The sequence below is a fragment of the Endozoicomonas sp. Mp262 genome (genome assembly GCF_025643335.1).
Lineage (GTDB): Bacteria > Pseudomonadota > Gammaproteobacteria > Pseudomonadales > Endozoicomonadaceae > Endonucleibacter.
Genome location: NZ_CP092489.1, coordinates 1,645,318 through 1,670,990 on the forward strand (window position 1 = coordinate 1,645,318; position 25,673 = coordinate 1,670,990).

A 25,673-nucleotide genomic window follows, 5' to 3' on the forward strand; every position below is an offset into this window, starting at 1 on the left:
TGTAACATCCATGCAGAATTCGGTAACTGAATTTTTAACTCCCAGGCATATCGATGTCGAGGAAATCAGCCTGACACGAGCGAAGGTGACCCTGGAGCCACTGGAGCGTGGCTTTGGGCATACCTTGGGTAACGCCCTGCGTCGTATCCTCTTGTCCTCTATGGCCGGTTGTGCCGTTATTGAGGCAGAGATCGACGGTGTGCAGCATGAATACAGTGCCATTGAAGGTGTTCAGGAAGATGTCATCGATATCCTCCTGAACCTGAAGGGTCTGGCTATCCAGATGGCTGGCCGTGACCAGACAACCCTGACCCTGACCAAGAAGGGTCCGGGTGTTGTAACAGCTGCAGATATTCAGCTGGATCACGATGTTGAAATCGTGAACCCTGATCATGTCATTGCTCACCTGAATGATAAGGGCGAGCTGAACATGAAGCTGAAGGTTGCTCGTGGCCGTGGTTATGAGGCTGCCGGCAGTCGTCGTCAGGATGAAGAAGAGACTCGTGCTATTGGCCGTCTTCAGCTGGATGCCACCTATAGCCCTGTGTACCGTGTCTCCTATGTCGTCGAAAGTGCTCGTGTCGAACAGCGCACAGACCTCGACAAGCTGGTTATTGATCTGGAAACCAATGGTACTCTGGATCCTGATGAGGCTATCCGTCGTGCTGCAACTATCCTGCAGCAACAGCTGGCGGTCTTTGTTGACCTTGAAGGTGAAGTTGAACCTGAGCCTGTCAAGGAAGAGGACGAAGTCGATCCGATCCTGCTGCGCCCGGTTGATGACCTCGAACTCACTGTTCGTAGTGCAAACTGCCTGAAGGCAGAAAACATTTACTACATCGGTGATTTAATCCAGCGTACTGAGGTTGAACTGCTGAAGACTCCAAACCTGGGTAAGAAGTCCCTGACTGAGATCAAGGACGTTCTGGCATCTCGTGGTTTGAGTCTGGGTATGCGTTTGGATAACTGGCCACCTGCCAGTTTGAAGAGCGACGATAAGGTTTCTGCTTAAATTGCTTGAATCTCCGCCCGACTTCGGGTGGGGGTTCTGGTCGAATATAGGAAGTTTGTGCCATGCGTCATCGTAAGAGTGGCCGCAAGCTCAACCGGAACAGTTCTCATCGCAAGGCGATGTTCAAGAACATGACTGCTTCCCTGGTTGAGCATGAACTGATCAAGACAACACTGCCGAAGGCAAAAGAACTTCGCCGTGTTGCTGAACCTCTGATCACCCTGGCGAAGGAAGACAGCGTTGCCAACCGCAGGCTGGCATTTGATCGTCTCCGTAACAAGGCTACCGTAGGTAAGCTGTTCTCTGAGCTGGGACCACGTTTCAAAGATCGCCCTGGTGGTTATATCCGCATTCTGAAGTGTGGCTACCGTCAAGGCGACAATGCTCCAATGGCTTATGTGGAGCTGGTTGATCGTGCTGTAGAAGCTACAGAAGTTGAAGAGACTGCATAAGCTATCTCTTCTAAAAAAACCGGGCTTATTGGCCCGGTTTTTTTTATTTTAAATATACTTCATTAGGGGCTGTTGACGTTTGCTCGTGCGCTCAGCCAAAACCAGCGGTTTCGTGGCTAAACGCAGTAGCGCAGGAATAACCTAAAGGTCACGCGTACTCGCGTCTTTCAAGCTACTGCAACGACGGCACGGAATCGCTGGTTTTGGCCCTTCGGGTGGTTCGTAAAGCGGCTTTCCGACTGCGTTGGACTGGCTTGACATAGAACAACTATGCCTGCACCAGTCCTCCCTGCGGAAAACCGCTTTACGAGCCACTGAGTTCACGATCAAACGTCAACAGCCCCTAAAGCTTTGGTTATACTGGATAGATATAAAATAGTAATAAAAATTCTCATGGAGCCAGTATGTCAAAAGTTAGGCCTTCCTCAAATAAGGCTGAAATGCCTAATCTGGAGTCCTTGAAAGAAACGAAGGAAAGTAAGGCCTCTGCAAGCTACGGTAATCGTCGTGTCACGCGTTATGATGATATTAAACGGCTTACTGGTTCATTTTTTAATAAAGCTTCCGTAAAAAAGATGCTTGCAAAGTATTTTATGAAGGGGGTGGATCAAGCAAAGAGCTTTTTTCAGGTAGAAAAAAATACTGTGACCACTAAGTGGGAAAAAGAGTTGATAACCCAGCTTGGGCTTGAGCAGAAACAGGTTGATGCCCCTGAGTTTCCTGTTTTTGCACAAAGGGTTAAAGATATAAAGGACTTAAAAAAGAGACAAACTGTGCTTTATGAGAAGTTATCTTCCCTTCCAGAGTCGAAAAAAAGTGAACAACAAAGAAGGAAACTCGGCTTTCAGCTGCAGGGTGTAGAATCTTCTTTGAAAGCAGATTTGCAAGCAATAGATTTATTTGTGGCTCCGTTTAAAAAACAATGTGGTCAAGAGACCCAAGAACAGATTGATTTATTGGTGAAAGAGTTGCAAGGCGCTGAGTCAATGGATGCTATGGAAGAGCCGGGCAGTAAAAAGCGTTTTCTCCAGCCGGAAAAAAAAGTTGTGACTACTGAATGGGAAAAAGAGTTGATGACGCAGCTGGGACTTGATCAGAAAGAAGTTGTTGATACTTCTGCATTTCATCTCTTTGCACAAAATGTTAAGGATATTCAGAATCAGAAAAGGGAGAGAGGTGTTCTTTATGAGAAGTTATCTTCCCTCCTAGAGTCGAAAAAGCATGAACAGCAACTGAAAAAACTCAATGATCGGCTGCTGCTGTTAGAGTCTTCTCTGGAGGCAAATGTGAGAGGGATAGATAGCTCTGTGGCTTTTTTAAAAGAGGAGTGTGACCCAGAAACTAAAGAACAGATTGACGTGTTTCTGCAAGGGTTAAAGGGTTCTGAGTCAACAGAGTTATGAGAACCTGCCTGGAAGGAATTCATTGACCAGTAAGGATAGAAAGATGATGCTCCCGCCAAGGGCTAACCGCTGAAGGTCTGTATCACGGTTCCAAATCAGAATATTCACAAGCAGCCCAGCCGGAATCAGGGCGTTATTCATGATAGCAAGCACGCCGGGATTAACCTTGCAGGCGCCAAGGTTCCAGAGGAAGTAGCCTAGTCCAGAGGCAATCATGCCCAACCATATTAAAATGCTCCACTGAACAGAAGTGGTGGGCAGATGGTTGAGGTCAGCCATTAGCAGGCAGGCAATGGCAGCAACTATCAGGGCTCCAAGATAAAACCAGCCAAAAATATGGTGCTGGGGCAGTTTGAGTTGTTCTTTTTCCATGACCACTTTATAACCCACCTGTCCAAGAGCCATGCAGATGTTTGCTCCCTGAACAATCAAGAACCCTTTAAAGAAGCCTTCGTTAACCCCACTAAACTGGATAACTATTGCTCCAAGTACTGCCAATGCTGCGCTTAGCAAATACCAGGGAGAAAAATTATGATTCAGGAGGTCATAGATCAGGGTAATGTAAATGGGAGTAAATACAGTGAATAACAGGACTTCGGGAACACTCAAAAATAAAAATGACTGGTAATAAAATAAATACATCAGACCCAGCTGTGTAGCACCGATAGCCATCAGTTTTATGGCCAGTTTGGGGGTGATGCCCTTTAAGCGAATAAAGGGTAAAAAAATCAGGGATGCCAGGGCTATCCGACTAAAAACAGATATATAGGGGTCAACCTGTCCTGATAAGTAAACGCCGATAAGGCTAAAGGAAAAAGACCAAAGTAAGGTTACACCGATAAGATATATCAAGGGCTTCACCAGTTAATAGGTTGAGTTTTAAAAAAAGGGCATCATTTTGAAAGTACTGGAAAGATTTTGGCAAGGGCTGAAGGCAATTAAATTTTTCAGGTATGTCTCATCGCCGGGAAAACTGTCACAAAGTGGCTGGCGTGGAGAGGGAAAAGGCGAGATTGATACAGAACCATCGGGCTTAAATCATTTTTATATGACAGAAAAAGGCATTTTCATTTTGGCAGATGGAAAAAAACTGGATATGTGTAATGAGTGGTTATGGTGTCGCAATGAGGAATCCATAACACTCTACCATACCCGCAGAGGCAGAGATAATCCTGTTCAGCTATTTGAATTGATTGAAGCCCCTGAGTTTCCTGGGGTGATAGTATCCCGACCTCATTTTTGTGGAGATGATATCTATAATGCTACTGTTGTCGTCCGGGAGGATGGGGTTGATATAAGCTGGTCTATTAAAGGCCCCAGGAAAGATGAACATCTGTCCTATGCCTATACAAAATAGATAATAGGGCGGTTATGTCAATCGCACTTTCTAAAGCCCACCTATTGTGCTGGCTATCTGAGCGGGGTCAGAAAGTTTGTTGGCCTGAGTTCGATTGAAGTATGAAGCTGTAATACCTGTGCGTGGAAGACTTACCTCAGCCTGTTTCATCTCCCTTCATTTTATTTTTAAAGAAAATTGCTATGGAAACACAAAGGCACGGAGCAAAGAAAAACATTTTTCCTCTGTGCCATCGTGTTTCTGGTCAAAACTTTTATGCCTGAGAGTTAATGATAACCTCTTCACCAAACTGGCCATTTTTAGGCAGTGGGTAGTAAGAGGAGTTCACTGCTCTCATAATACGGATCGCCCGGGCACCAACAGCCTGTGCTGAGGTGATATCGCCATCGGCATCACCATAGAAGACTTTGATATTACGCTTTTTCAGATTGTCCGTTTTGTTAAAGTTGTTGGCTTTGTCCGCAAAAACAACCGGCTGCATGTTTTTAATATCAAATGCTTTCTGGATGATTTCAGTCACCTTTTCACCCTTGGTATAAGGGCGTGCAGTGACGAAGTAAATGGTATCTCCCCGTTCCTGATGCATTTTAATCAGTTCTTTAGCGACGCGCTTGGGGATACTGAACTCATCCCAGCCGGTATTCATTTTTGCCCAGAATTCAGTATTTTCCAGGTAGTCGTTGTTGTCAGGAGAAAACTCGGTCTTGCCTCTGACAAACCCTGGGGATGAATAAAGAACGGTGTCATCAATGTCAAAGCCTACAGCCATTGGCGGTACGTCTTTAAGACTTTCACGAATGCTGTCCACAGAAACCCAATGAACCGCTGCCCTTTGCATAACTTCAGCAGAAGTAACACCAGTCTGGGTGGAGGAGGCTTGGGTGCTGGCAATGGTGAATGGGCTAACCAGAGCAAAAGAAAGGGCTAAAGAGCTTATCAGTGCTTTTTTCATAATAAACACATCATTGGAATGAGTTTGAAGTGCGGGGGATGATAGCGTTGTGAAAAAGTGTTGCTATAAGTAATAAACGATTAATTTATGGGAGAATAATAACGTACTATTACTTATTGGTTGAAAAGGGTTATTGACGATACTGCTGCCTTTAAAGTTATGAGAATGATGCCAATGACCCAGTTGTTTTTTATTTCCCTTACCACAGGGATACTCTCTGGTGTATGGGCCTGGATGGCAGATAGTTTGCAGTTGCTGACCTGGGCAGGATTTTTAGGTTGCACCGGTTATTTTGCTACCCAGGGTGATATAAAAGCATTACTGGGAAATATGGTGACTAACTTAACAGGGGTTGGTTGGGCCATGGTTATGATAAGTGGCTCTGCGTTACTGGATAGCTCTCTGGCAGGTTATCTGATTGTGGCCTTAGTATCTTTCCTGATGTGCATACAGGCAAAACAACGTTGGTTAGCTTATATTCCCGGTACTTTTGTAGGTGCCTGTGCAACCTTTGCTGCCAATGGAGACTGGAAGACGGTTTCTCTGTCTTTACTGGTAGGAGCCACAATGGGCTTTGCTATGAAACAGTCTGGTCTATGGGTTTATAACAGATACTCGGCAGCGCTATAGATCAAGTCCACTTTTCATCGGCAGGTTTACAATCAGCAGCGCGCCCCCTTCGCTGCTATTCTCAACGCCTATGGTGCCACCGTGGGCTTCGATGATTTCTTTACAGATTGCCAGTCCCATTCCGGTACTGACATCATCATTAACAGCCTTTGATTGCTGTACGTACTGGTTAAAAACACTATCCAGCTCGGTTTCCGGAATACCGGGACCCTGATCATGAAATGTACAGCTAATCCATTCGTCATCCCTGTCATCATAGTAACGCCGAAACCCTATCTTTATTTCTCCCCTTTCCGGTGAAAAACGGATGGCATTGTCCATGATGTTAATAAACACCCGGCGAATTTTATCCCTGTCGCAGGTGACTATGAGCTGCCTGGTCATAAATTCTTTGGTGATTTTCAGGGATTTTTCAGAAAGCGCCTGCTGCAAAGGCCGCTCAACCTCCCGAATCAATCCGCCGAGGTCTGTCTCTTCTGGACTATAGTTAGCGATTCCCGCTTTCAGTCGGGATAAATCCATCAGGTCATTCAATATTTCAAGGAGATGATGACCATTACCGCGGATAGCCTGGAAGGACTCTGTATTCCCAATATCAACGCCAGGCGCCACTGTTTTCATAAATTCATCCATTGCTACCTTCATTTTTTGGGCAACATCGGCTAAAAAGCGGGTCTTGAGCTGATTGGACTTTTCCAGTGTATGCTTTTCAGCCACTTGCATTTCAAGGACTAAATTAGTGGCTCTTAGCTGTTTTTTCTTCTCCTGTAGCAATTCACTGGATTGTTGATAAGCGTTTAAAAGCCCATCAACATGATCAATTATTTGTTTCAGTCCGCCACTGCCTTTGGAGCTTGGGCTATCATGATCAGATGAAGCTAGCTTGGACTGGAGTTGCCGCAAAGGCTTAATGATTCGGTTTTTCAAAAACAGCATAATAGCCGTGGTTATCAGAAGAGATATGGCTAAGGCAATGCCAAAGACGGGGATAAGATTTCGCAGGGCCTGGTCATGCAATCCCTTTTTTTCCAAAAGGGCAACCACATGGTAGGCGCCTCCCAAATCCCTGCGTTCCCAGTAAATCCAATGTAAATTATCATCTTTTGGTTGAATGAGAATACCGTCCCATCTTTCAGGAAAGGTCTGTTCCTCTCCCAAAACCCCCGCCTGATCGCCATCCTTGTTATAGAATGCCAGCCCATGAATAGGTTCAGGAAGTTCTGAGATATGTTCGGGCACACTAAAGTTGCCGGACTGGAGAGTTATCATTCCCTGAACCACTTTCAGCCCATCTCTTTCCACATGCTGAAGCTGGCTTTTCTTATACTGGTGATAGACCGGGAGCAGGATCACCGCCTCAATAGCGAAAACCATTGAAAAAACACTAACCATCAGGCGGGTGTAAAGCCCTCCTTTCCAAAAAGGCAGGTTTGGTTTTGGCGGCAAAGTCCTATTTTCACTGCTACTCTGTGAGATCTTAAGCTCATCCATGAGCATCACTAATTCCGTCAATTTTTTGTTGAATTGGGTAGACTGCTTCTACATAAAGATGACCTGACTGTGAAATAACAGGCTGTCATCAGGAAAGGCTTCTCCATAATGAAAAAGTATAGAATGTTATTTCAACACTCAGGAAATTACCTTCCCCACTATTTTTCGTCGGGGTCTGTCTAATGTCACGGTTAGCTACGGTTAATACCCTGGCGCAGTCCGGTTTGAGTGCCCCTGATGTCTCTGTGGAAGTCCATTTATCGGCCGGGTTGCCTGCCCTTAATATTGTGGGACTGCCAGAAGCGGCTGTCAGGGAAAGCAAGGATCGGGTAAGAAGTGCATTGATAAACAGCGGATTTGATTTTCCAACCAGCAGAATCACCGTTAATCTGGCTCCAGCAGATTTGCCAAAAGAAGGAGGACGCTTTGACCTGCCCATTGCCCTGGGGATTCTGGCAGCCTCTGGTCAGCTCGCTTCAGAGGCATTAACCCATAGAGCTTTTGTGGGGGAGCTGGCATTATCCGGGAAATTGCGAGCTATTAAAGCGGTGCTTCCAGTTGCCATCGCCTGTGGTCAACAGAAAATGGAGCTGATAATCCCTGAAGAGAGCGCGAAAATAGCTGCTCTGGCCAGCCAGACCCGCATTATAGCGGCTAATGATTTACAGGGTGTCTGTGCCTATTTGAGCGGTAACCAGATCCTCTCTCCCCTGGAAGGAACGCACCACTGTAAAACGCCCCATAACTACCCGGATCTCTCTGACGTCAAAGGGCAGTCCCAGGCTAAACGGGCTTTAATTACAGCGGCGGCAGGAGGGCACCACATTCTGCTTTTTGGTCCGCCTGGCACCGGTAAAACCATGCTGGCCTCCAGGCTACCTGGCATCCTTCCCTTACTGGAAGAACGTGAAGCCCTTGAGGTTGCCTCCATTCACTCACTGGTATCAAGCAATAATTCCCTAAACTGGGGCCAAAGGCCCTTTCGTACCCCTCACCATTCTTCATCTCCGGTATCCCTGGTGGGCGGTGGCAGTAACCCCAAGCCGGGTGAGGTCTCTTTTGCGCACAACGGTGTTCTTTTTCTTGATGAAATGCCTGAGTTCCAAAGGCAGGCCCTGGAAATGCTGAGGGAGCCTCTGGAAAATGGAGAGGTTGTAATAACCCGGGCCAAATCCCAGCAACGTTATCCCGCATCCTTTCAGCTGGTTGCAGCCATGAACCCGTGTCCCTGTGGTTACCTTGGTGATGGTCGCCGGGCCTGCCGCTGTACTCCGGACCAAATCAGTCGTTATCGCAACAAACTATCCGGCCCTTTTCTGGATCGGATTGACCTGCAAGTGGAAGTTGCCTCACAGAAAACCAGTCAGCTCCTGGATGACATCCCCCACCAACCGGAAGAAACCTCTGCCCATATCCAAAAGACAGTTTCCCTGGCCAGAAACCATCAGCTCAAACGGCAAGGGAAACCCAATGCCTGGCTAACGGGGCAGGAGCTTCATAAACATTGCCAGCTGGGTCAGCCTGAACGGCAGTTTATTCAGGATATATCGGATAAGTTTGCTTATTCCGGGCGCGCTATTCACCGGATTCTCAGGGTTTCCAGAACCCTGGCAGACCTTGACCCGTCACCCCGGGTTCAAAAAAAACATCTGGCGGAAGCGGTTCATTACCGGCGGTTTGATCGGTGACTGGCAACCGTTCCCTATGATTATCCTCCAGCGCTCTTTACCTGCTTCCTGACTCCTTCATGGGTGGGCTTCATTCCTTTTTCTCCGGGCTGCCAGCCTTCCGGTGTTACCAGTTCGCGGTTTTCTTCAACAAATTTCAATGCCGCAGCCTTCCTTAGTAACTCATCAATATCTCGCCCAATATTGATTGATTGCACATCGGCCACATAAATTTTGCCATCAAGACCGATCAGAAATGTTGCCCTTAAGGCAAGCTGATTGTTACCTTCGATTCCATAAGCCCTGATAATATTCCTCTGGGGGTCTGCCACCATGGTGAAGCCCACATTACCCAACCCCATGGGCGTGCCTGCCTTGCCTTTATCCGGTTTGGCAGGCATTAATCGCCAGGCCTGGTGAGAATGTTCCCGGTCTTTTTCCAGGGCGGCTTCATCCGCAGATAAAACCAGAACTTCATAGTTCAGTTTTTCAAATTCTCCCAGTTTCTTATTCAACTGGATCAATTCTGTGGGGCAGATAAAGGTGCAGTTTTTGGGATATGTCATCAGCATAACCCGCTTTTTGCCAATAATACGGGATAGTTTAAACCCTTTAATGACCTTCCCTGCTGGATGCGCTTTATCTGGCACCACCACATCCGCCTCAAAGTCTGGAGCCAATGTCCCAGGCAAAGGAATACCCGGTTGTTTTACCGGGACTTCACTGTTTGCAACGCTTGCTGCCAGAGATAGGAACCAGCCAAGCAGGCCATAAGAAAAAGACCAGACTTTCATAACCACTCCTTCATTAAACCCGATTCAGTAGACAAACATAGCGTATGATTGAAAGGGTGATTCTATTGACCCGGACATTTCCTAAAAATCCTTCGCAAGGGCATTTACTTAACTCCTAACTGTCTGGAAAATAAGCACACTTTTTCTGATGTAAGGTCAGGTGACTGCTTGTGGAAAAGCTTATTAAAGAGTTTATGATGTTGTGGTCCACCATTGATCCCGTGGGGACACTGGCACTATTCACCGGCCTGACTGCACGCCTGTCCAGGACTCAACGCCGTAAAACGGCACTTAAGGCGACTCTGTATGCTTTTTTAATTCTTCTTGCTGCCCTGATTCTTGGGCAGATGATTCTTAAGGCAATGTCTATCCAGCTGATCTCACTGCAACTGGCTGGCGGAGTCATTTTGTTTCTGTTCGGGCTTCAGATGATTTTTACCAACCCTGAGGAAGGCAGTGGTGAGCGGGAACCGGGGCATGATCTTGCGGTATTTCCCCTGGCGATTCCCTCTATTGCCAGCCCCGGTGCCATTATGGCGGTTATTGTACTCTCAGATAACCGCATCTATACCCTGCCAGAACAAACCATGACGGCTGCCGCCCTGATGCTGGTGCTGCTGATTACCTGTGGCTTTATGCTTATGGCTGACCGAATATTCCGGGTGATTGGTCATAATGGCTCAGCTATTATTATCCGGGTTATGGGAATGATCCTGGCGGCCCTGTCGGTGGAGCTGGTAATGACAGCTATTGGTGTTCAACGCTGGATGGGGTGATAATCTCCATTTACCAAATAGATAAAGATCCCGGTGCATAAACTCAATGACCGACAGGCCAAGGCCGTCAAATATATTGATACCCCACTGCTGGTGCTGGCAGGAGCAGGCAGTGGCAAAACCAGCGTTATTACCACAAAAATCGCTTATCTTATCCAGAAATGCGGGATCAAGGCCCGTAATATTGTTGCCGTGACCTTCACCAACAAGGCTGCCCGGGAAATGAAAGAACGGGTGGGTCGACTGGTAAAAGGGCGTGCCAGCCACGGGTTGACTGTTTCCACCTTCCATAACCTGGGCCTTAATATTATTCGCCGGGAATATCAGGCTTTGGGCTATAAGCCTGGCTTTTCCATCTTTGACGCCCAGGATGCCCAGGCCCTGATCAGTGAGCTGATGATGCGAGAGATGGGAGCTGAAGATGAAACCGTCGATCAGGTTCAGCATACCATTTCCAACTGGAAAAATGACCTGGTGTCGCCGAAGGAAGCACTGGAACGCGCCAGACAGCCCTGGGAAGTTACCGCTGCCAGAGTCTTTGAGCACTATAACCGGACATTAAAAGCCTATAATGCCGTGGATTTTGATGACCTGATTCTCCAGCCGGTGATGCTGTTCAAAAATCATCCGGCTATTCTGGAAAAATGGCAGAATAAAGTACACTACCTTTTGGTGGACGAATACCAGGATACTAACGGTGCCCAATATGATTTGGTCCGAATGCTGGTGGGTAGCCGTGGTAAAATTACGGTGGTGGGGGATGATGACCAGTCAATCTATGCCTGGCGGGGAGCCAAGCCAGAAAACCTGGCTCTGCTAAAAGAAGACTACCCCAGCCTTAAGGTTATCAAGCTGGAACAAAACTACCGCTCAACCAGCCGTATACTGAAGTCAGCCAATACACTGATTGCCAACAACCCCCATGTTTTTGACAAGTCGCTCTGGAGTGATCTCGGCATGGGGGATGAAATCCGGGTGATTCGTTGCCGTAATGATGAAATGGAATGCGAGCGTATTGCTACGGAAATTCTCACCCATAAGCTACGACTTGGCTCTAGCTACAAAGATTATGCCGTGCTTTATCGGGGCAACTTCCAGTCCCGGCTGCTGGAACTTAAGTTGCAGCATCATCAGATTCCCTACCATATCAATGGCGGTACCTCATTCTTTGCCCGGACAGAGGTTAAGGATATTATGGCCTACCTGCGATTGCTGGTTAACCCGGATGATGATAACGCCTTCCTGCGGATTGTTAATGTCCCCCGCCGGGAAATAGGCCCTTCAACACTGGAAAAGCTGGGCAATTATGCCAATCAGCGCCATATCAGTCTCTATCAGGCCTGTAATGAAATGGGTCTGGAAGAATCCCTGTCCCCACAGTATGTGGAAAAACTCCGACGGTTTACCCGTTGGATGGACCGGGTTTCCCGACTGGTTCAGACTGAAGATAACCCTATCCGTATTATTCGTGAAATGGTGGATGATAGTGGTTATGAAAACTGGCTTATGCAAAACAGCAGTACCCCGGTAGCGGCGGAAAAGCGTATGGCCAATGTCTGGTTCCTGGTTGATTCACTGCAGCAAACCATAGAGCGGGCCATGGAACCGGGTGAAGATCCCATGACCATTGAGGATGCCGTAGGACGACTGATTCTCAGGGATATGCTGGAGCGCCAGGAAGAGGAAGACGACGCTGATCGTGTGCAACTACTCACCCTGCATGCTTCCAAGGGACTGGAGTATCCCCACGTATTTATGATGGGTATGGAAGAAGATCTGTTGCCCCATCGAACCAGCATTGAAGAAGACAACATAGAAGAAGAGCGTCGGCTAACCTATGTGGGAATTACCCGCGCCAGAAAAACCCTGACATTAACGCTTGCCGGACAGCGAAAACAATTTGGTGAAGTGATTGATACCACCCCCAGCCGTTTCCTGGATGAGCTGCCCCAGGAAGATCTGGCCTATACCGGATTTGACGGAAACACCACCGTTGAGCAGAAAAAAATGGCGGGTAAAGTAGGGCTGGATGCACTTTATAAGTCTTTGGGTAGCTAAACCGCGCCCAGTTAGAGAGCCGCAATTTGATAGAGTTGTGATAGGCGCGTTTTAGTAATCGCTTCGCTTAATGAAAAAGTCAGGAATATCCGGTTTTCAAACGAGTTTTGGCTGAGCACACGAGCAAACGTCAACAGCCCCTAGTCGATTTGATGCCATTTTTCCCAGGCAGAGACGGCAGCTACAATCTCGCAGTTTCTGCCTGCTTCACTGCAGGGGGCTATTGACCATTGCCATTGTTGATCCGGGGCAGGCAACTGAAGGCCGTTCATCATATCTATCTGCTTATGGCACTTTCCTGAGCGATCCAGATAATGATGCTCTGTGTCTGTGATAAGACAGACATTACCAGTTAGCTGATTTAACTGCTCTAGATGGGCATTGATGATTTGTGAGCACCAGTCATCTATCAGCTGACCATCAATGCCTTTTTTTATTAGCCATTCACAGGGAATAAGCGGTAGCTGGGATAATAGGTTAACACTGGCGACAAAGTCAGCCTTTGCCAAAATCTCTGGTAGCCTGTTGCTTGGCTTGGGTAGTGGCTTTCCTGTTTCAATGTCTGCCAGCGCTTCTGCTGTTCCGGTTATATCGTGTTCCAGGCAAATGACATTGGGATATCGCTTTTTAACAGTCCTTAAATGTTTCGATAAGACAATGTCAACAATCACGACTTCGCTAAATCGTTTTGTCAGCGTTTCCAGAGGTATGTCAAATAGCAACCCTCCACCAAGAATGACTGCTTGATCACACCGTGGGCACTGATCGAGAGCTTGTAAAATAACCTTCCTGCTTTTTTCCTGATGGCTTTTCCAGTAAGGAGCTATTCGCCTGGCTCTGGCCTCGATGGCAATTAACTCCTTAAGATAGCCCAATTTACGGGCTGCGGGGCTACAAGGTGTCGTCCAATAGTGATAAAGCTCCTTAATCAAATCTTCACTCCATCCATGGATATTTTATAAATTAACTTTGATAATACCGGGTATCAGTGGCTATACCTGCCATGGGAATATCCCAGCTTTCTACAGGAATTCGAGTTACTTTTTGACATTCGTGTGCCAAACCGATCAGTGCGGGTTTGCTCAAGCCTTTTTCTTTTATAAACGCAAATGCCCGATCATAATAGCCTCCTCCCATGCCCAGGCGGCCACCCATTTCATCAAATCCCGTCAGCGGCATAAGCACCAGGTCAAGGTTTTCAGGCATACAGATATCAGCCTTGTTCAGGGCGGGTTCATAAATCCCATAGCGGTTCTGGACTAACGGTGTCTCAGGCCCATATTTTACAAAAAACATGTTGGTTGTATCTTGAGTGTCCAGCACGGGTAGGTAACAACACTTTCCCAAGGACCAGGCCTCCTGAACGACATCCGCCGGATCAATTTCGCCATCATTGGCAAGATAGGCGGCAATATGCCGGCTTTGTTGAAATTCAGGTAGTGCGTAAATTATTGTTGCCAGAGCGCTCTTTGCTGTTTGCTGTTCTATTGGCTCAAGAGATTGGCGCTTCTTTCTCAGTGCTGCTCTGAGTTCATTTCGGTTCATCTACTACTCCTATAGGCTTTAAATTATCTCTGGCAAAGCTATCAACATACCAAAACGCACCTGTTGTGATAATGCTCTTCCCTTCCCTCTGGTTATATTTCTAAACATTGCTAGGGGCTGTTGATGTTTTATCGCGTGCTCAGCCAAAGCCAGCGTTTTCGTGGCTAGGCGTAGCAGCGCAGGAATGCTCATGCCTTTCAAGCTGCTGCAACGACGGCACGGAAGCGCTGGCTTTGTGGCCCTCCGGGTGGTTCGTAAAGCGGCCTTCCGACTGCGTTAAACTGGCTTGACGTAGAATAACTACGCGCTGCACCAGTTCGCCTTGCGTAAGGCCGCTTTACGAACCACTGAGCTCGCGATCAAACATCAACAGCCCCTAGGGGCTGTTGACGTTTGATCGTTCAGCGCCTGAATTAACTTCGTTTTAATTGCCTTTCCCACACAAAAAAACCCCTTTATAAAAGGGGTTTATGTTATTTCTTTACCAAGTAGGTCTTAGGTGGACTCTAGAACGGAATATCATCATCAAAGTCATCAAAGCCTGCCGCCTGGGTCTGTGGCTGGGATTGCTGCTGAGGTTGTTGAGGGGCAGCAGCTGGTGCCTGTTGCTGACGCTGCATAGGCGCGGGAGCTGCCTGCTGCTGAGGGGCTGCCGCATACTGTTGACCAGGTTGCTGCTGATAGCCACCCATACCTCCTTCCTGGCGACCGTCCAGCATTTGCATCTGACCACTGAAGCTATCAACAACAATTTCTGTTGTGTAACGATCCTGGCCTTGCTGGTCCTGCCACTTACGGGTTTGCAGCTTGCCCTCCAGATAGACTTTGGAACCCTTGCGCAGGAACTGTTGGGCAATTTCCGCCAGCTTGCCAAAAATTACCACCCGGTGCCATTCCGTTTTTTCCTGGGTCTGTCCGGTATTACGGTCTTTCCAGGATTCGCTGGTTGCCACACTTAGATTAGCTACGGCACTGCCGTTCGGGGTGTAGCGCACATCCGGGTCATTACCCAGGTTACCAATCAGAATGACTTTATTTACACCACGAGCCATAGAATCTCTCCAATCAGACCGCCATCGTCAACGTTATCCATTTGACCATAGCCATAATAAATTTATCCATATTCCCCGGAATATGGCGTCAGAGTATCAAGCAGTTAACACTCACCAAAACGGCTTAAGGCAACCGTGTCCAGACACCGCTTGTCTACTTTCAGGTAGGCCGTTTTTCCCCCGGGCAGTACGGTAACTTCTTCAACACCGGGAATTACTGCCAGTAAATTCCCCAGGGTGTGGACATCATGGCTGCTGGCAGGATCCAGCACCAATACCATACTGCTAACATAGGGCGGATGCTTCATGGTAACAGACAATAGCAACCAGATGGCAGTCGGGATTGTACAAGTAAGCAGCAGTCCACTGATGCCCCAGTGCTCAAGGGTCCACCCTCCCAAGGTGCCGCCCAGTGCCGCTCCCAGGAACTGGCTGGTAGAGAACATGCCCATTGCAGTGCCACGGGTACCCACTGTTGACAGTTTGCTAACCAGTGAAGGTAGACAGGCTTCCAAAAAGTTAAATGCCACAAAAAACAGCAACAACCCCAATAGTAAGTTCCTGGCGGATGCCTGGCCGGCCATCAGAGCAATAACAGCTGCAATAATGATAGCGACAGCAAGCACATAACACTGTTTCAGGAGCCGCAACCGTTCACTGATCACGATAAAGGGAATAATAGTTATAAATGACAGGCCCATAATGGCTAGATAGATCCAGCCATGGTTTGATCGGGCATATCCTGCAACATCCTCCAGGGCAGGCGGGATAAAAACAAACAGTGCCATCAGGACAAAATGAAGGGCAAAGACACCTAAAAAGTGCCTCACCAGCTGAGGATTAGTAACAACAGCCCTGATATCACTTCGCTTAACGGAACTATGCAAGTCTTTGCTGGAAACCAGAGGGGAAGGCACTATCAACAGAACCACCAGAATTGCCGCCAGAGCCATTAATGCATTGCTAATAAAGAGTCCGGAAAGTCCCCACCAACTGCCTATAACAGGCCCAATGACCATGGCCAGACAAAATGAAAGGCCAATGCCCATACCCACCATAGCCATGGCTCGGGTACGATACTGATCCCTTGTTAAATCCGCTATCAAGGCAATAATAGCCCCCGCAATGGCACCACACCCCTGAAGAACCCGCCCAAAGATAACCCCCTGAATAGTGTCTGCATTAGCAGCAACAAGGCTACCAATAAGAAATATCACTAATCCCCCAACGATCACCGGTTTTCTGCCAATCCGGTCAGATAGCCAGCCAAAAGGCACCTGTAACAGCGCCTGTGTAAAACCATAGGCGCCAATGGCCAGCCCGGCCAAAGCGGGCGTCACTCCTTGCAGGTCTTCCGCATAAAGCACCAGCACTGGCAATACCATAAACAGCCCCAGCATGCGGAATATAAACACCCCTGTCAGAGAGGCTACTGCTTTTAATTCAAGTACAGACATCCTGATTACTTATTACTGTCTTATTTCGAAAAAACTAGTGTATCAGGGTTTTTATGACGAGTGACGGGTAGTTGGCAGTAATTGTAGAAATTGGGTGGCCGTGCTGCCGACCTCCCATCAACAGTCCCTAGCTATTAAGCCAATATACGGGAGCAGCAATGTATTCTTCTAACCTTGGTAAGGCCTCTGCGGCATAAGCAAAGGTCTTTTCAGGATAACCGGGTGTGAACATCAACTCCTGATAGTTCATTAGCTCGCGGTCAATTACCAGTGACACCGAATCGGGCAACCCGAAAGGACAGACAGCCCCTGGAACACAACCCAGCACTTCTATCATTTCCTCATCACTGCACACTGAGGGCCGGCTTCCAAGAAGCGTCTTGACCTTTTTGCTATCCATGCGCTGGTCCCTGTGAGTCATAAAAATAGCGTGCCGGCCATCACGCAATCGAAGGAACAGGCTTTTAGTGGGTGCAGCCGTCCAGTTCAGTGTTTTAGCCACCCTTGCATCGGCCTCAAAATCCAGAATCGGCTCATGATCCCACGACTGATAATTCACCTGAGCCTGATTAAATAGCTGGATAACATTTTGAAAAATCGTTTTGATTCCGGATTGATCCATTATGTCCTCTCTGTATTCATTTCTGGCTGCTAGATGAATTGCTTCACCAGAGAAATGGCTATTGCCCACATAATAAATGCCACTATAAAATCAATGCTTCTCTGAATTCCGGGTTTTGATAGCCAGGGGGCAAATTTTGCCGCAGCAGAAGAAAGAGAAAAAAACCAGATAAAAGAGGCTGAAAACGTCCCCAGGGCAAAGGCCAGCCTGAGTTCTTGCTCCATTTGATTACCAACGCTGCCTAAAATGACCATGGTATCCAAATACGCATGGGGGTTGAGTAAAGTCACCGCTAAAGCACCAAGCAATACTCCCCGCTTGCCTCTGAATATGGCCGTATTGCTACCTTCTACAGATGTGGTGACACCCTTTAAAGCCTTTTTAAAAGAAGACGTGCCATAAACACTCAAAAAAATAATACCGGCGACAGTCATTATCTGTAATGCCAGAGGATTTCTTGACAGGAATTCACCGGCACCAAAAATACCCAGACCAATGAGCATTACGTCACAGATAAGACACACCGTCGCTGCCAGTAAATGAAAGTTACGGCGAATCCCCTGATTGATCAGATAGGCATTCTGGGCGCCAATGGGCACAATCATTCCCAGGCCTAACCCAAGGCCCTGGATAAATGGAAACAGATACATGGCTACAACTCACAAGCCAAAAAGTTATTTATTAATGCCTGTTCGCTAGGGGCTGTTGACGTTTGCTCGTGTGCTCAGCCAAAACCAGCGGTTTCGTGGCTAGACGCAGTAGCGTAGGAAGACTCACGTCTTTCAAGCTACTGCAACGACGGCACGGAGTCGCTGGTTTTGGCCCTTCGGGTGGCTCGTAAAGTGGCTTTCCGACTGCGTTGGACTGGCTTGACGTAGAACAACTATGCCTGCACCAGTCCTCCTTGCGGAAAACCGCTTTACGAGCCACTGAGCTCACGATCAAACGTCAACAGCCCCTACAGTAGGAAAAAACATTTTTTATAACCGTTTTCAGCTTTCTGTAGGAATATGAACAGGTATACGCATAAAGCCCCGGAGAATACCTTTGGGCGTGGTGGAAGTTTATAAGGGGATCTATAATTCAGTAAAACTAATATTTTTTATATTCTATTAATTTTTCTAATGAAACCACTGGATTATAAACTGGTAGCGGCTCTGGCTGCGGTAATCAGGGAAGGTAGTTTTGAACGGGCAGCTGACAAACTCTGCATTACGCAGTCTGCCGTTTCACAACGCATCAAACAGCTGGAACAAATCATGGCTCAGCCACTTCTGGTTCGCAGCCAGCCACCGGGTATTACAGATGCAGGTCAGCAACTTCTTGGACTTTATCAGCGCGTGACGATGCTGGAGCAGGATGTACTGGATAGTATTTGCCATCAGGATGACAGGCAAGCTGTACCCGTGACCCTTGCGGTGAATGCAGATTCGGTTGCCACCTGGTTGATTCCGGCGCTATCTCCTTTGCTCAGGGAAGAGAAAATTGAGCTAAACCTGCGAGTTGACGATGAGGCTCGCTCACTGGAAATTATGCGTCGGGGAGAGGCGGCGGCAGCAATCAGCCTTGATTCTCACGCTCTTCCGGGATGTCAGTCTGAGTATCTGGGAGAGGTTCATTATCTTTGTGTTTGCAGCCCTGACTTTGCTAAAAGGCATTTTCCCCAGGGTGTAACCAGGGAAGCCCTGTCCAGTGCTCCCGCCATCGCCTTTGATCACCGGGATGATATGCACCAGAATTTCCTGAAGGAACATTTTGACCTGCCTCATAATGAGGCACCCTGTCATGTGGTGCCATCATCTGAAGCCTTTGTCACTATGGCAAAAGCGGGGATTGCCTACTGCATGATTTCGGAATTCCAGATCCAACAGGAATTGGAAAAGGGGGAATTAATAAATATTCTGCCTGAGTTACAGGACAGCCGGTCACTTTACTGGCATCACTGGGTATTGGAGACAGGGAGAATCAATGCCCTGACTCGTCAGGTTACCAAATATGCCCGGCAAATACTGCATGAAGGCCATATTTGAAATGGGTGGCACTGAAAATAGAGCAGTTATCGAAAAATAAAACCCCATACTATTTCCTGATTATTAAGTTGGTTTTTCCGGGGACTGTTTTTTTTGGGGTTCACTCCAGAATCACGTTATTATCTTATTAAACAAAAATGACTATATACCTGTTTTAAGAATCCCAGGGGAGGGGATTACCTTGATTAAATCATGGATTAAAAAAAGTTCGCTGAAACAGAAAGTTATGGCGGCTTTTCTGATTATAGGCCTGCTACCCACTGCGCTGGTCGCCACTGTGGGGTTTAAGGTCTCTGAAGATATTTTGCTGGAAAGTCTCTTCTCTCACCTTATTGATGTCAAAGAAGTAAAAAAACAACAGGTAGAAGATTATTTTAATTCCAAAAGCCATACACTTCAGGGGCTTGCCAATACCCTGATGGTACAGGAAGCCTTGTTGGCCTTTCGAGAGGGTATCAGCAGCATTAAACTAAAGTCCGGGCAGCAAGAAGCCGTAAAACAGGATTACCTTAATGGGTTTGCCAGAATATATAAAGAGCAAAATCCCGAGTCCTCATTAAACCTTGACAGGCTTTTATCGAAAAAAGACCATATCGCCACATCACTCCAATCCATTTACCTGGCTAATAGCCCTTATAAAGCAGGTGAGCGGCATTTGTACAATGGCCCTGAAGCATCAGGCTATCATCAAGTCCATGCCCGTTATCACAGTTCATTTAAAGTGCTTCTTGAAGAGTTGAATCTATACGATATTTTCATTGTGGATAATGAAAGCAGTCGTATTGTTTACAGTGTTTTTAAAGAAGTGGATTTTGGAACCCGCCTTAATAACGGCCCCTTTGCTGATTCGGGTATTGCCGAAGCATTCAGGCTTACTAAAAAGAAAGGTGCGAACAACGGTTCTCCATATACTGTCATGACAGATTATCGCTTATATCAGCCCTCCTATGACGCGCCAGCTTCTTTTATGGCGTCTCCCATCATTATTAATGACAGGGTTGAAGGTTATTTTATTATCCAGTTACCACTGGATAAACTTAGCAAGATCATGGCGGTATCTGAAGGGTTGGGAAAGACGGGTGAAAGCTATCTGGTGGGTGAAGACCACTTGCTACGTACGGATACCCGGCGTCATGTTGATGTTTTTAATGTTAAGGAAAGCTTCCAGCAGCCTGATACCCACCATGTGAGTAGTCCATCAGTTGAGGATGCCCTTGAAGGAAAAACCGGAGCCAGAATAGGATCGAACTATCAGCAAGAAGAGGTTATCAGTGCCTACTCTCCTCTTGATATCGGTGGACATAGGTGGGCCATGGTGGTTGAAGAAAGTCTGGAAGAAGCCCTGAAACCGGAAAGGCAGCTACAGCTTATTTTTACCCTGATGTTGTTGGGTACTATTCCTCTAGTCATTCTTGCGGCCTGGTGGCTGACAGGTAATCAGCTAAAGCCCATTCTTGCCATGACGCAGCTAATGGATGAAGTGAAAAGCCGCTGGGATTTCTCACTGCGTTCTGAAAATAACCACCGGGACGAAATTGGTCAGGCCAGTCAAACCTTCAATGGTATGGTGGAATCCCTGCAACAGGCTATCAGTACCATTAATAAGTCACTGGGACATTTTGCCGATGGCCGGTTTAATGTCAGAATTGACAGCGATATGCAAGGAGACCTGGGTACACTGAAGCAGGCGGCGAACGCCACCTCCGAAGAGCTGGAAGAAGTGATCAGCAGCATCATTGATGTCATGACCAGCATTCAGGAGGGAGACTTTAATCAGCGTATTGATCGCAACACCTCTGGCCAGCTTGCAGAACTTACCGAAAAAATTAACCGAACCTCTGAAAAACTTGAGTTCTTAACCTCATCTCTACTGGCAATGGCGGATGCCATTAATAATGGTGAACTGGACTACCGCCTTGATCTTTCCAGGGAAATGACAGTCCAGGGTGCCTATGAGGGCCTGGAAAGCAAATTAAACGGAGGACTAGGCCAGTTGGAAGAGGTTGTCAATACTGTTCAGCATGTCTCCAGTGAGGTGGGTTCACAAATAGCCGAGATCAATGCCATGTCGGCCAGCATGCTTCACCAAAGCAGTGAGCAGGCCAGTTCCAGTAAAACTATTATTGGTAACCTTCACGAGTGGCGAGACGATGTTGTGCAACTGGTTAAAGATGCCAAGCAGGGCGGTGGCATTGTTTCAGGGGCCCGTAATAATGCTGAACGTGTAAGCCACGTTATTGACGGGGCTGAAGCCGCCATTTTAGATATTAGGGAGGTGAGTACCCGGATAGGCAATGTCGCCAAAGGTATCACCGAAGTTGCCACTCAAACAACCATGCTTGCCCTTAATGCGGCTATTGAAGCCACAAAAGCCGGCGTTGAGGGAAAAGGGTTTACGGTTGTTGCTGATGAAGTCAGGGTGCTGGCTGATCAGTCAACAAAAGCGGCCAAGGAAATCAATAAACTGGTTGAAGAAACTTACAGCCGGGTGGACAAGGGGGTGAGTTCTGTAGGCGATGTCTCTGATTCTTTTGACCAGTTAAATGAGGTTTTGGCCGAGGTGGGCAATAATATGGCACAAATGGAGCAGGCCATTACCAAGCAGGAAAGTTATAGCCAAAGCATTCTGAATAATATTCAAAGTATTGATGATAGTAGCCAGGCCAGTAAGACAGCGGTGGAAACCGTTCAGATAGCCTGTAGCGATATGCAGGAAAAATTCACAGAGCTTGAGCAACGCTTGAGCCGGTTAAAAACCAAGCGTACAGGGTAATACAACTTCTGTATTGAACAATCTTGTCGGTGCTATTGTTACTATAACGATGTAGTAACGATAGCCATACCTGTCAATACACCAACAGAAAACGTTATCAGGCAAGCAAAAGCCCACATCAGGCTGACTCTTTCTGCCCATTTTCTATGGCTGCTCAACTCGCGTCTCATGGGAATGCTCCTAACGCTAACGGCGTTTATTATTCTAGGACAAAAGTACGCAATTCAGGATTCGTACTACCCGTAGTCATTAACGTATGGAAATATCCGGGCTAACGCCTTTTTAACCTGAACAACCGGACAATTTTCCTTTAATCATGTACTGGCAGTTACAGTACTTTATAATTCCAGGTTTGCTCAGGGAGTCATTGAGGTTTCATTATATGGCTAACAGCTTTATCGACCATATAATGAGACATCAACAGCCCCCAAGGGACGGAGTCACAAAGCGTGGATAACATTACGGTTCAGGGTGCCCGCACCCATAACCTCAAAAATATTGACCTGGATATGCCCCGTGACAGCCTGATTGTAATCACAGGGTTATCGGGTTCAGGAAAGTCCTCACTGGCATTTGATACCCTTTATGCTGAAGGACAGCGGCGTTACGTAGAGTCATTGTCTGCCTATGCACGACAGTTTCTATCTATGATGGAAAAACCTGATGTGGATCATATCGAAGGGTTATCTCCGGCTATATCCATTGAGCAAAAATCCACCAGTCATAACCCCCGATCCACCGTTGGCACTATCACTGAAATTTATGACTACCTGCGGTTACTATTCGCCCGCACGGGTATTCCAAGGTGTCCTACCCACGCTCTGCCGCTGGAGGCCCAAACCATCAGCCAGATGGTGGATCAGGTGTTGGCCCTTCCTGAAGGTTCCAGGCTCATGTTGCTGGCACCTGTGGTTCGGGGGCGGAAAGGGGAACACCTTCATATATTCAGTGACCTGAAAAGCCAGGGATTTATCCGGGCCCGGATTAATGGCATTGTCACCGACCTTGATAACCCTCCAGCGCTGGACAAAAAGAAAAAGCACACCATTGAGGTGGTTGTTGATCGTTTTAAAGTCAGAGAAGACTTACAGTTGCGTTTATCAGAATCTTTCGAGACGGCACTGGAACTCACTGGCGGGCTGGCAGCCATCAGCTTTATGGACGGTGGACAGGAGGACATGATTTTTTCTGCCCGGTTTGCCTGCCCTGAATGTGGTTATAGCCTTGATGAACTGGAACCCCGCCTGTTTTCTTTTAATAACCCTGCCGGTGCCTGCCCAAGCTGCGATGGACTTGGGGTCAAACAATACTTTGACCAGGACCGCATTGTTCAGCATCCTGAGTTAACCCTGGCCGAGGGTGCCATTCGAGGCTGGGATCGAAGAAGCGTTTACTATTTCCACCTTTTAAAGTCCCTGGCTTCCCATTACGGATTTGATCTGGATACTCCCTTTGATGACCTGACTGCAAAGCAGCAGAGTATTATTCTTCATGGCTCCGGAGATCAGGAAATTGACTTCAGTTATGTGAATGACCGCGGCGATGTCTATCGCAAGCGCCATTGCTTTGAAGGCATCATTCCCAACTTTGAGCGGCGCTATAAAGACACTGAATCCCAGTCTGTTCGGGAAGAGTTATCAAAATACCTCAGTACCCAGCCCTGTCCGGGGTGTAAGGGAACCCGGCTCAGGAAAGAAGCCCGCAATGTGTTTATCCAGGAGGAAAATTTACCGGAACTGGCTTGCCTGCCTGTTGAAAAAGCCCTGGCCTATTTTGAACAATTGAAGTTACCGGGCCAGCGAGGAGAAATTGCCGCAAAGATTCTTAAAGAAATCTGTGACCGTCTCAGTTTTCTGGTCAATGTTGGTCTCAATTACCTGACCCTGGATCGCAGCGCTGATACCCTCTCCGGGGGCGAAGCCCAGCGCATCCGGTTGGCCAGCCAGATTGGTGCGGGGCTGGTGGGGGTTATGTATATTCTGGATGAACCCAGTATCGGCCTGCATCAAAGGGATAACGAACGGCTGCTTAATACATTGACCCGGCTTCGTGACCTTGGCAATACAGTGATTGTGGTTGAACACGATGAAGATGCCATTCGTACTGCAGACCATGTCATTGATATCGGTCCCGGAGCTGGCGTTCATGGCGGCAGTATTGTTGCCCAGGGTACACCGGCGCAGGTCATGGATACGGAAGCGTCTTTAACCGGACAGTACCTGTCGGGTATTAAAAAAATCGCTGTTCCGGAAAACCGTACTCCGTTTGATAAGAAACGGATTCTGAAGCTGACCGGTTGTTCCGGAAATAATCTTAAAAATGTTTCCCTGGAAATTCCTGTGGGGTTGATGACCTGTGTCACCGGTGTCTCAGGCTCCGGTAAATCAACCCTGATTAACAACACCCTCTATCCGGTGGCCGCCCATAAACTCAATAAGGCCACCACACTAACGGCGTCATCCTATAAAAAGATCAGTGGCCTGACCCATCTGGATAAATGCATTGATATAGACCAAAGCCCCATTGGTCGAACACCTCGCTCTAATCCGGCCACCTACACTGGTATTTTTACCGCAATTCGTGAACTTTTTGCGGGCACCCAGGAAGCTCGTTCCCGCGGCTATAAACCGGGGCGGTTCAGTTTTAATGTTAAAGGGGGGCGCTGTGAAGCTTGTCAGGGCGACGGTGTGATTAAGGTGGAAATGCACTTTCTACCAGACATCTATGTTCCCTGTGATGTTTGCAAAGGCAAGCGCTATAACCGGGAAACCCTTGATGTTAAATATAAGGGTAAAAGCATCCATGAGGTGCTATCCATGACTGTGGAAGATGCCCTTGCATTCTTTGATCCTATCCCCGCCGTCAGGCGCAAGCTTCAGACCCTGATGGATGTGGGGCTGTCCTATATTCAACTGGGACAGAACGCAACAACGCTATCTGGTGGAGAAGCCCAGCGGGTTAAGCTGGCAAAAGAACTGTCTAAACGGGATACCGGGAAAACGCTTTATATCCTGGATGAGCCAACCACCGGTTTGCATTTTCACGATATACAACAACTACTCACTGTTTTGCATCGGCTGCGGGATCATGGCAACACCGTAGTGGTTATTGAACATAACCTGGATGTCATCAAAACAGCCGACTGGATTGTTGACCTTGGGCCGGAAGGCGGTGATGGTGGTGGGCAAATCATTGCTTCAGGCACACCTGAAGAGGTATCCAAAAGGGAAGTATCCCATACAGGACGTTTTCTAAAGCAGAGTTTAAATTAGTTCTCTGAATCCCGGGTCTGTTCAGTATCGCCTTTATTTAATTCAGCCACCTGTTTTTCAAGGGTTTCCAAGCGTTCCCGGGTATGCTGCAATACGGCAACCTGGGTGTCAAACTCATCCCTGTTCACCAGATCAAGGCGAGACAGGGCGCTGGTTACCAGGGCCTTGATATTACGTTCAATATCTTCCCTGGTCTGGCTTTTCTCGCCTCCCAGTAACTGACCTGCTTTTTCGGCGATATTATTGATCAGTGCAGCTTTATCAATCATTCGTCAGGTTCCAGTACGTCTTGATTTATGGTGCATCATATAACAAGGAGGGCGATTTGCC

Annotated in this window: 22 protein-coding genes; 11 read left to right on the plus strand and 11 right to left on the minus strand. The window is 47.5% G+C overall.

Annotated elements, in window-relative coordinates; translation table 11 throughout:
* Positions 1-10: 10 nt before the first annotated feature.
* The 3 genes from rpoA (at position 11) to MJ595_RS07255 (ending at position 2,867) form a co-directional block, all read left to right on the plus strand.
* Entirely contained in the window at positions 11-1,012 is a 1,002-nt protein-coding gene (gene rpoA / locus MJ595_RS07245) for a DNA-directed RNA polymerase subunit alpha (RefSeq protein WP_263081770.1), read from the plus strand.
* A gap of 62 nt (positions 1,013-1,074) precedes the next feature.
* Complete coding sequence (gene rplQ / locus MJ595_RS07250; protein ID WP_263081771.1) at positions 1,075-1,464, plus strand: 50S ribosomal protein L17; 390 nt, start codon at positions 1,075-1,077, stop codon at positions 1,462-1,464.
* A 404-nt stretch (positions 1,465-1,868) separates the two neighbouring features.
* Positions 1,869-2,867, plus strand: a complete 999-nt coding sequence (locus tag MJ595_RS07255) for a hypothetical protein (protein WP_263081772.1) — start codon at positions 1,869-1,871, stop codon at positions 2,865-2,867.
* On the opposite strand, the gene MJ595_RS07260 is transcribed toward MJ595_RS07255, so the two are convergent.
* Positions 2,862-3,719 (minus strand): carboxylate/amino acid/amine transporter, encoded by an 858-nt coding sequence (locus MJ595_RS07260; protein ID WP_263081773.1) that lies wholly within the window; start codon positions 3,717-3,719, stop codon positions 2,862-2,864. The genes MJ595_RS07255 and MJ595_RS07260 overlap by 6 nt on opposite strands.
* A 46-nt stretch (positions 3,720-3,765) precedes the next feature.
* Here MJ595_RS07260 and MJ595_RS07265 point away from each other — a divergent pair, with 46 nt between their 5' ends.
* Positions 3,766-4,224, plus strand: coding sequence for a DUF6314 family protein (locus MJ595_RS07265; protein WP_263081774.1), 459 nt, complete (start codon positions 3,766-3,768; stop codon positions 4,222-4,224).
* A 253-nt stretch (positions 4,225-4,477) separates the two neighbouring features.
* Here the strand turns inward: MJ595_RS07265 and aphA are convergent, their stop codons facing one another.
* Complete coding sequence (gene aphA / locus MJ595_RS07270; RefSeq protein WP_263081775.1) at positions 4,478-5,176, minus strand: acid phosphatase AphA; 699 nt, start codon at positions 5,174-5,176, stop codon at positions 4,478-4,480.
* A 165-nt stretch (positions 5,177-5,341) separates the two neighbouring features.
* Between aphA and MJ595_RS07275 the strand changes: the two genes are divergently transcribed.
* On the plus strand, positions 5,342-5,806 hold the full coding sequence (locus MJ595_RS07275; protein WP_263081776.1) for a DUF1097 domain-containing protein: 465 nt from the start codon (positions 5,342-5,344) through the stop codon (positions 5,804-5,806).
* On the opposite strand, the gene MJ595_RS07280 is transcribed toward MJ595_RS07275, so the two are convergent.
* Positions 5,801-7,297 (minus strand): HAMP domain-containing histidine kinase, encoded by a 1,497-nt coding sequence (locus tag MJ595_RS07280; RefSeq protein ID WP_263081777.1) that lies wholly within the window; start codon positions 7,295-7,297, stop codon positions 5,801-5,803. The genes MJ595_RS07275 and MJ595_RS07280 overlap by 6 nt on opposite strands.
* A gap of 182 nt (positions 7,298-7,479) precedes the next feature.
* Between MJ595_RS07280 and MJ595_RS07285 the strand changes: the two genes are divergently transcribed.
* The gene (locus MJ595_RS07285) at positions 7,480-8,985 is read left to right on the plus strand and encodes a YifB family Mg chelatase-like AAA ATPase (protein ID WP_263081779.1); all 1,506 of its coding nucleotides are present in this window, start codon (positions 7,480-7,482) and stop codon (positions 8,983-8,985) included.
* 20 nt (positions 8,986-9,005) lie between these two features.
* Here MJ595_RS07285 and MJ595_RS07290 read toward each other — a convergent pair whose 3' ends face one another.
* Complete coding sequence (locus tag MJ595_RS07290; RefSeq protein WP_263081780.1) at positions 9,006-9,758, minus strand: redoxin domain-containing protein; 753 nt, start codon at positions 9,756-9,758, stop codon at positions 9,006-9,008.
* A gap of 170 nt (positions 9,759-9,928) precedes the next feature.
* Here MJ595_RS07290 and MJ595_RS07295 point away from each other — a divergent pair, with 170 nt between their 5' ends.
* On the plus strand, positions 9,929-10,534 hold the full coding sequence (locus MJ595_RS07295) for a MarC family protein (RefSeq protein WP_263081781.1): 606 nt from the start codon (positions 9,929-9,931) through the stop codon (positions 10,532-10,534).
* 33 nt (positions 10,535-10,567) lie between these two features.
* Positions 10,568-12,592, plus strand: coding sequence for a DNA helicase Rep (gene rep / locus MJ595_RS07300; RefSeq protein WP_263081782.1), 2,025 nt, complete (start codon positions 10,568-10,570; stop codon positions 12,590-12,592).
* A 140-nt stretch (positions 12,593-12,732) separates the two neighbouring features.
* On the opposite strand, the gene MJ595_RS07305 is transcribed toward rep, so the two are convergent.
* From MJ595_RS07305 to MJ595_RS07330, 6 genes are all read right to left on the minus strand, one after another.
* Entirely contained in the window at positions 12,733-13,524 is a 792-nt protein-coding gene (locus tag MJ595_RS07305) for a hypothetical protein (protein WP_263081783.1), read from the minus strand.
* 31 nt (positions 13,525-13,555) lie between these two features.
* Entirely contained in the window at positions 13,556-14,137 is a 582-nt protein-coding gene (locus MJ595_RS07310; RefSeq protein ID WP_263081784.1) for a 5-formyltetrahydrofolate cyclo-ligase, read from the minus strand.
* 506 nt (positions 14,138-14,643) lie between these two features.
* The gene (gene ssb / locus MJ595_RS07315) at positions 14,644-15,189 is read right to left on the minus strand and encodes a single-stranded DNA-binding protein (protein ID WP_263081785.1); all 546 of its coding nucleotides are present in this window, start codon (positions 15,187-15,189) and stop codon (positions 14,644-14,646) included.
* Positions 15,190-15,293: 104 nt separating this feature from the next.
* Positions 15,294-16,646, minus strand: a complete 1,353-nt coding sequence (locus tag MJ595_RS07320; RefSeq protein ID WP_263081786.1) for an MFS transporter — start codon at positions 16,644-16,646, stop codon at positions 15,294-15,296.
* A 127-nt stretch (positions 16,647-16,773) separates the two neighbouring features.
* Positions 16,774-17,268, minus strand: coding sequence for a YbaK/EbsC family protein (locus MJ595_RS07325; RefSeq protein ID WP_263081787.1), 495 nt, complete (start codon positions 17,266-17,268; stop codon positions 16,774-16,776).
* Between the two features lie 29 nt (positions 17,269-17,297).
* Complete coding sequence (locus MJ595_RS07330) at positions 17,298-17,918, minus strand: LysE/ArgO family amino acid transporter (protein WP_263081788.1); 621 nt, start codon at positions 17,916-17,918, stop codon at positions 17,298-17,300.
* 474 nt (positions 17,919-18,392) lie between these two features.
* On the opposite strand from MJ595_RS07330, the gene MJ595_RS07335 reads away from it, so the two are divergent.
* From MJ595_RS07335 to uvrA, 3 genes are all read left to right on the plus strand, one after another.
* Positions 18,393-19,298: a LysR family transcriptional regulator ArgP gene (locus MJ595_RS07335; RefSeq protein WP_263081789.1), complete on the plus strand. Its 906-nt coding sequence runs from the start codon at positions 18,393-18,395 to the stop codon at positions 19,296-19,298.
* A 181-nt stretch (positions 19,299-19,479) separates the two neighbouring features.
* Positions 19,480-22,071 (plus strand): methyl-accepting chemotaxis protein, encoded by a 2,592-nt coding sequence (locus tag MJ595_RS07340; RefSeq protein WP_263081791.1) that lies wholly within the window; start codon positions 19,480-19,482, stop codon positions 22,069-22,071.
* 449 nt (positions 22,072-22,520) lie between these two features.
* Positions 22,521-25,343, plus strand: coding sequence for an excinuclease ABC subunit UvrA (gene uvrA / locus MJ595_RS07345; RefSeq protein WP_263081793.1), 2,823 nt, complete (start codon positions 22,521-22,523; stop codon positions 25,341-25,343).
* Here the strand turns inward: uvrA and MJ595_RS07350 are convergent.
* Complete coding sequence (locus tag MJ595_RS07350) at positions 25,340-25,612, minus strand: accessory factor UbiK family protein (protein WP_263081795.1); 273 nt, start codon at positions 25,610-25,612, stop codon at positions 25,340-25,342. The genes uvrA and MJ595_RS07350 overlap by 4 nt on opposite strands.
* Positions 25,613-25,673: the final 61 nt, after the last annotated feature.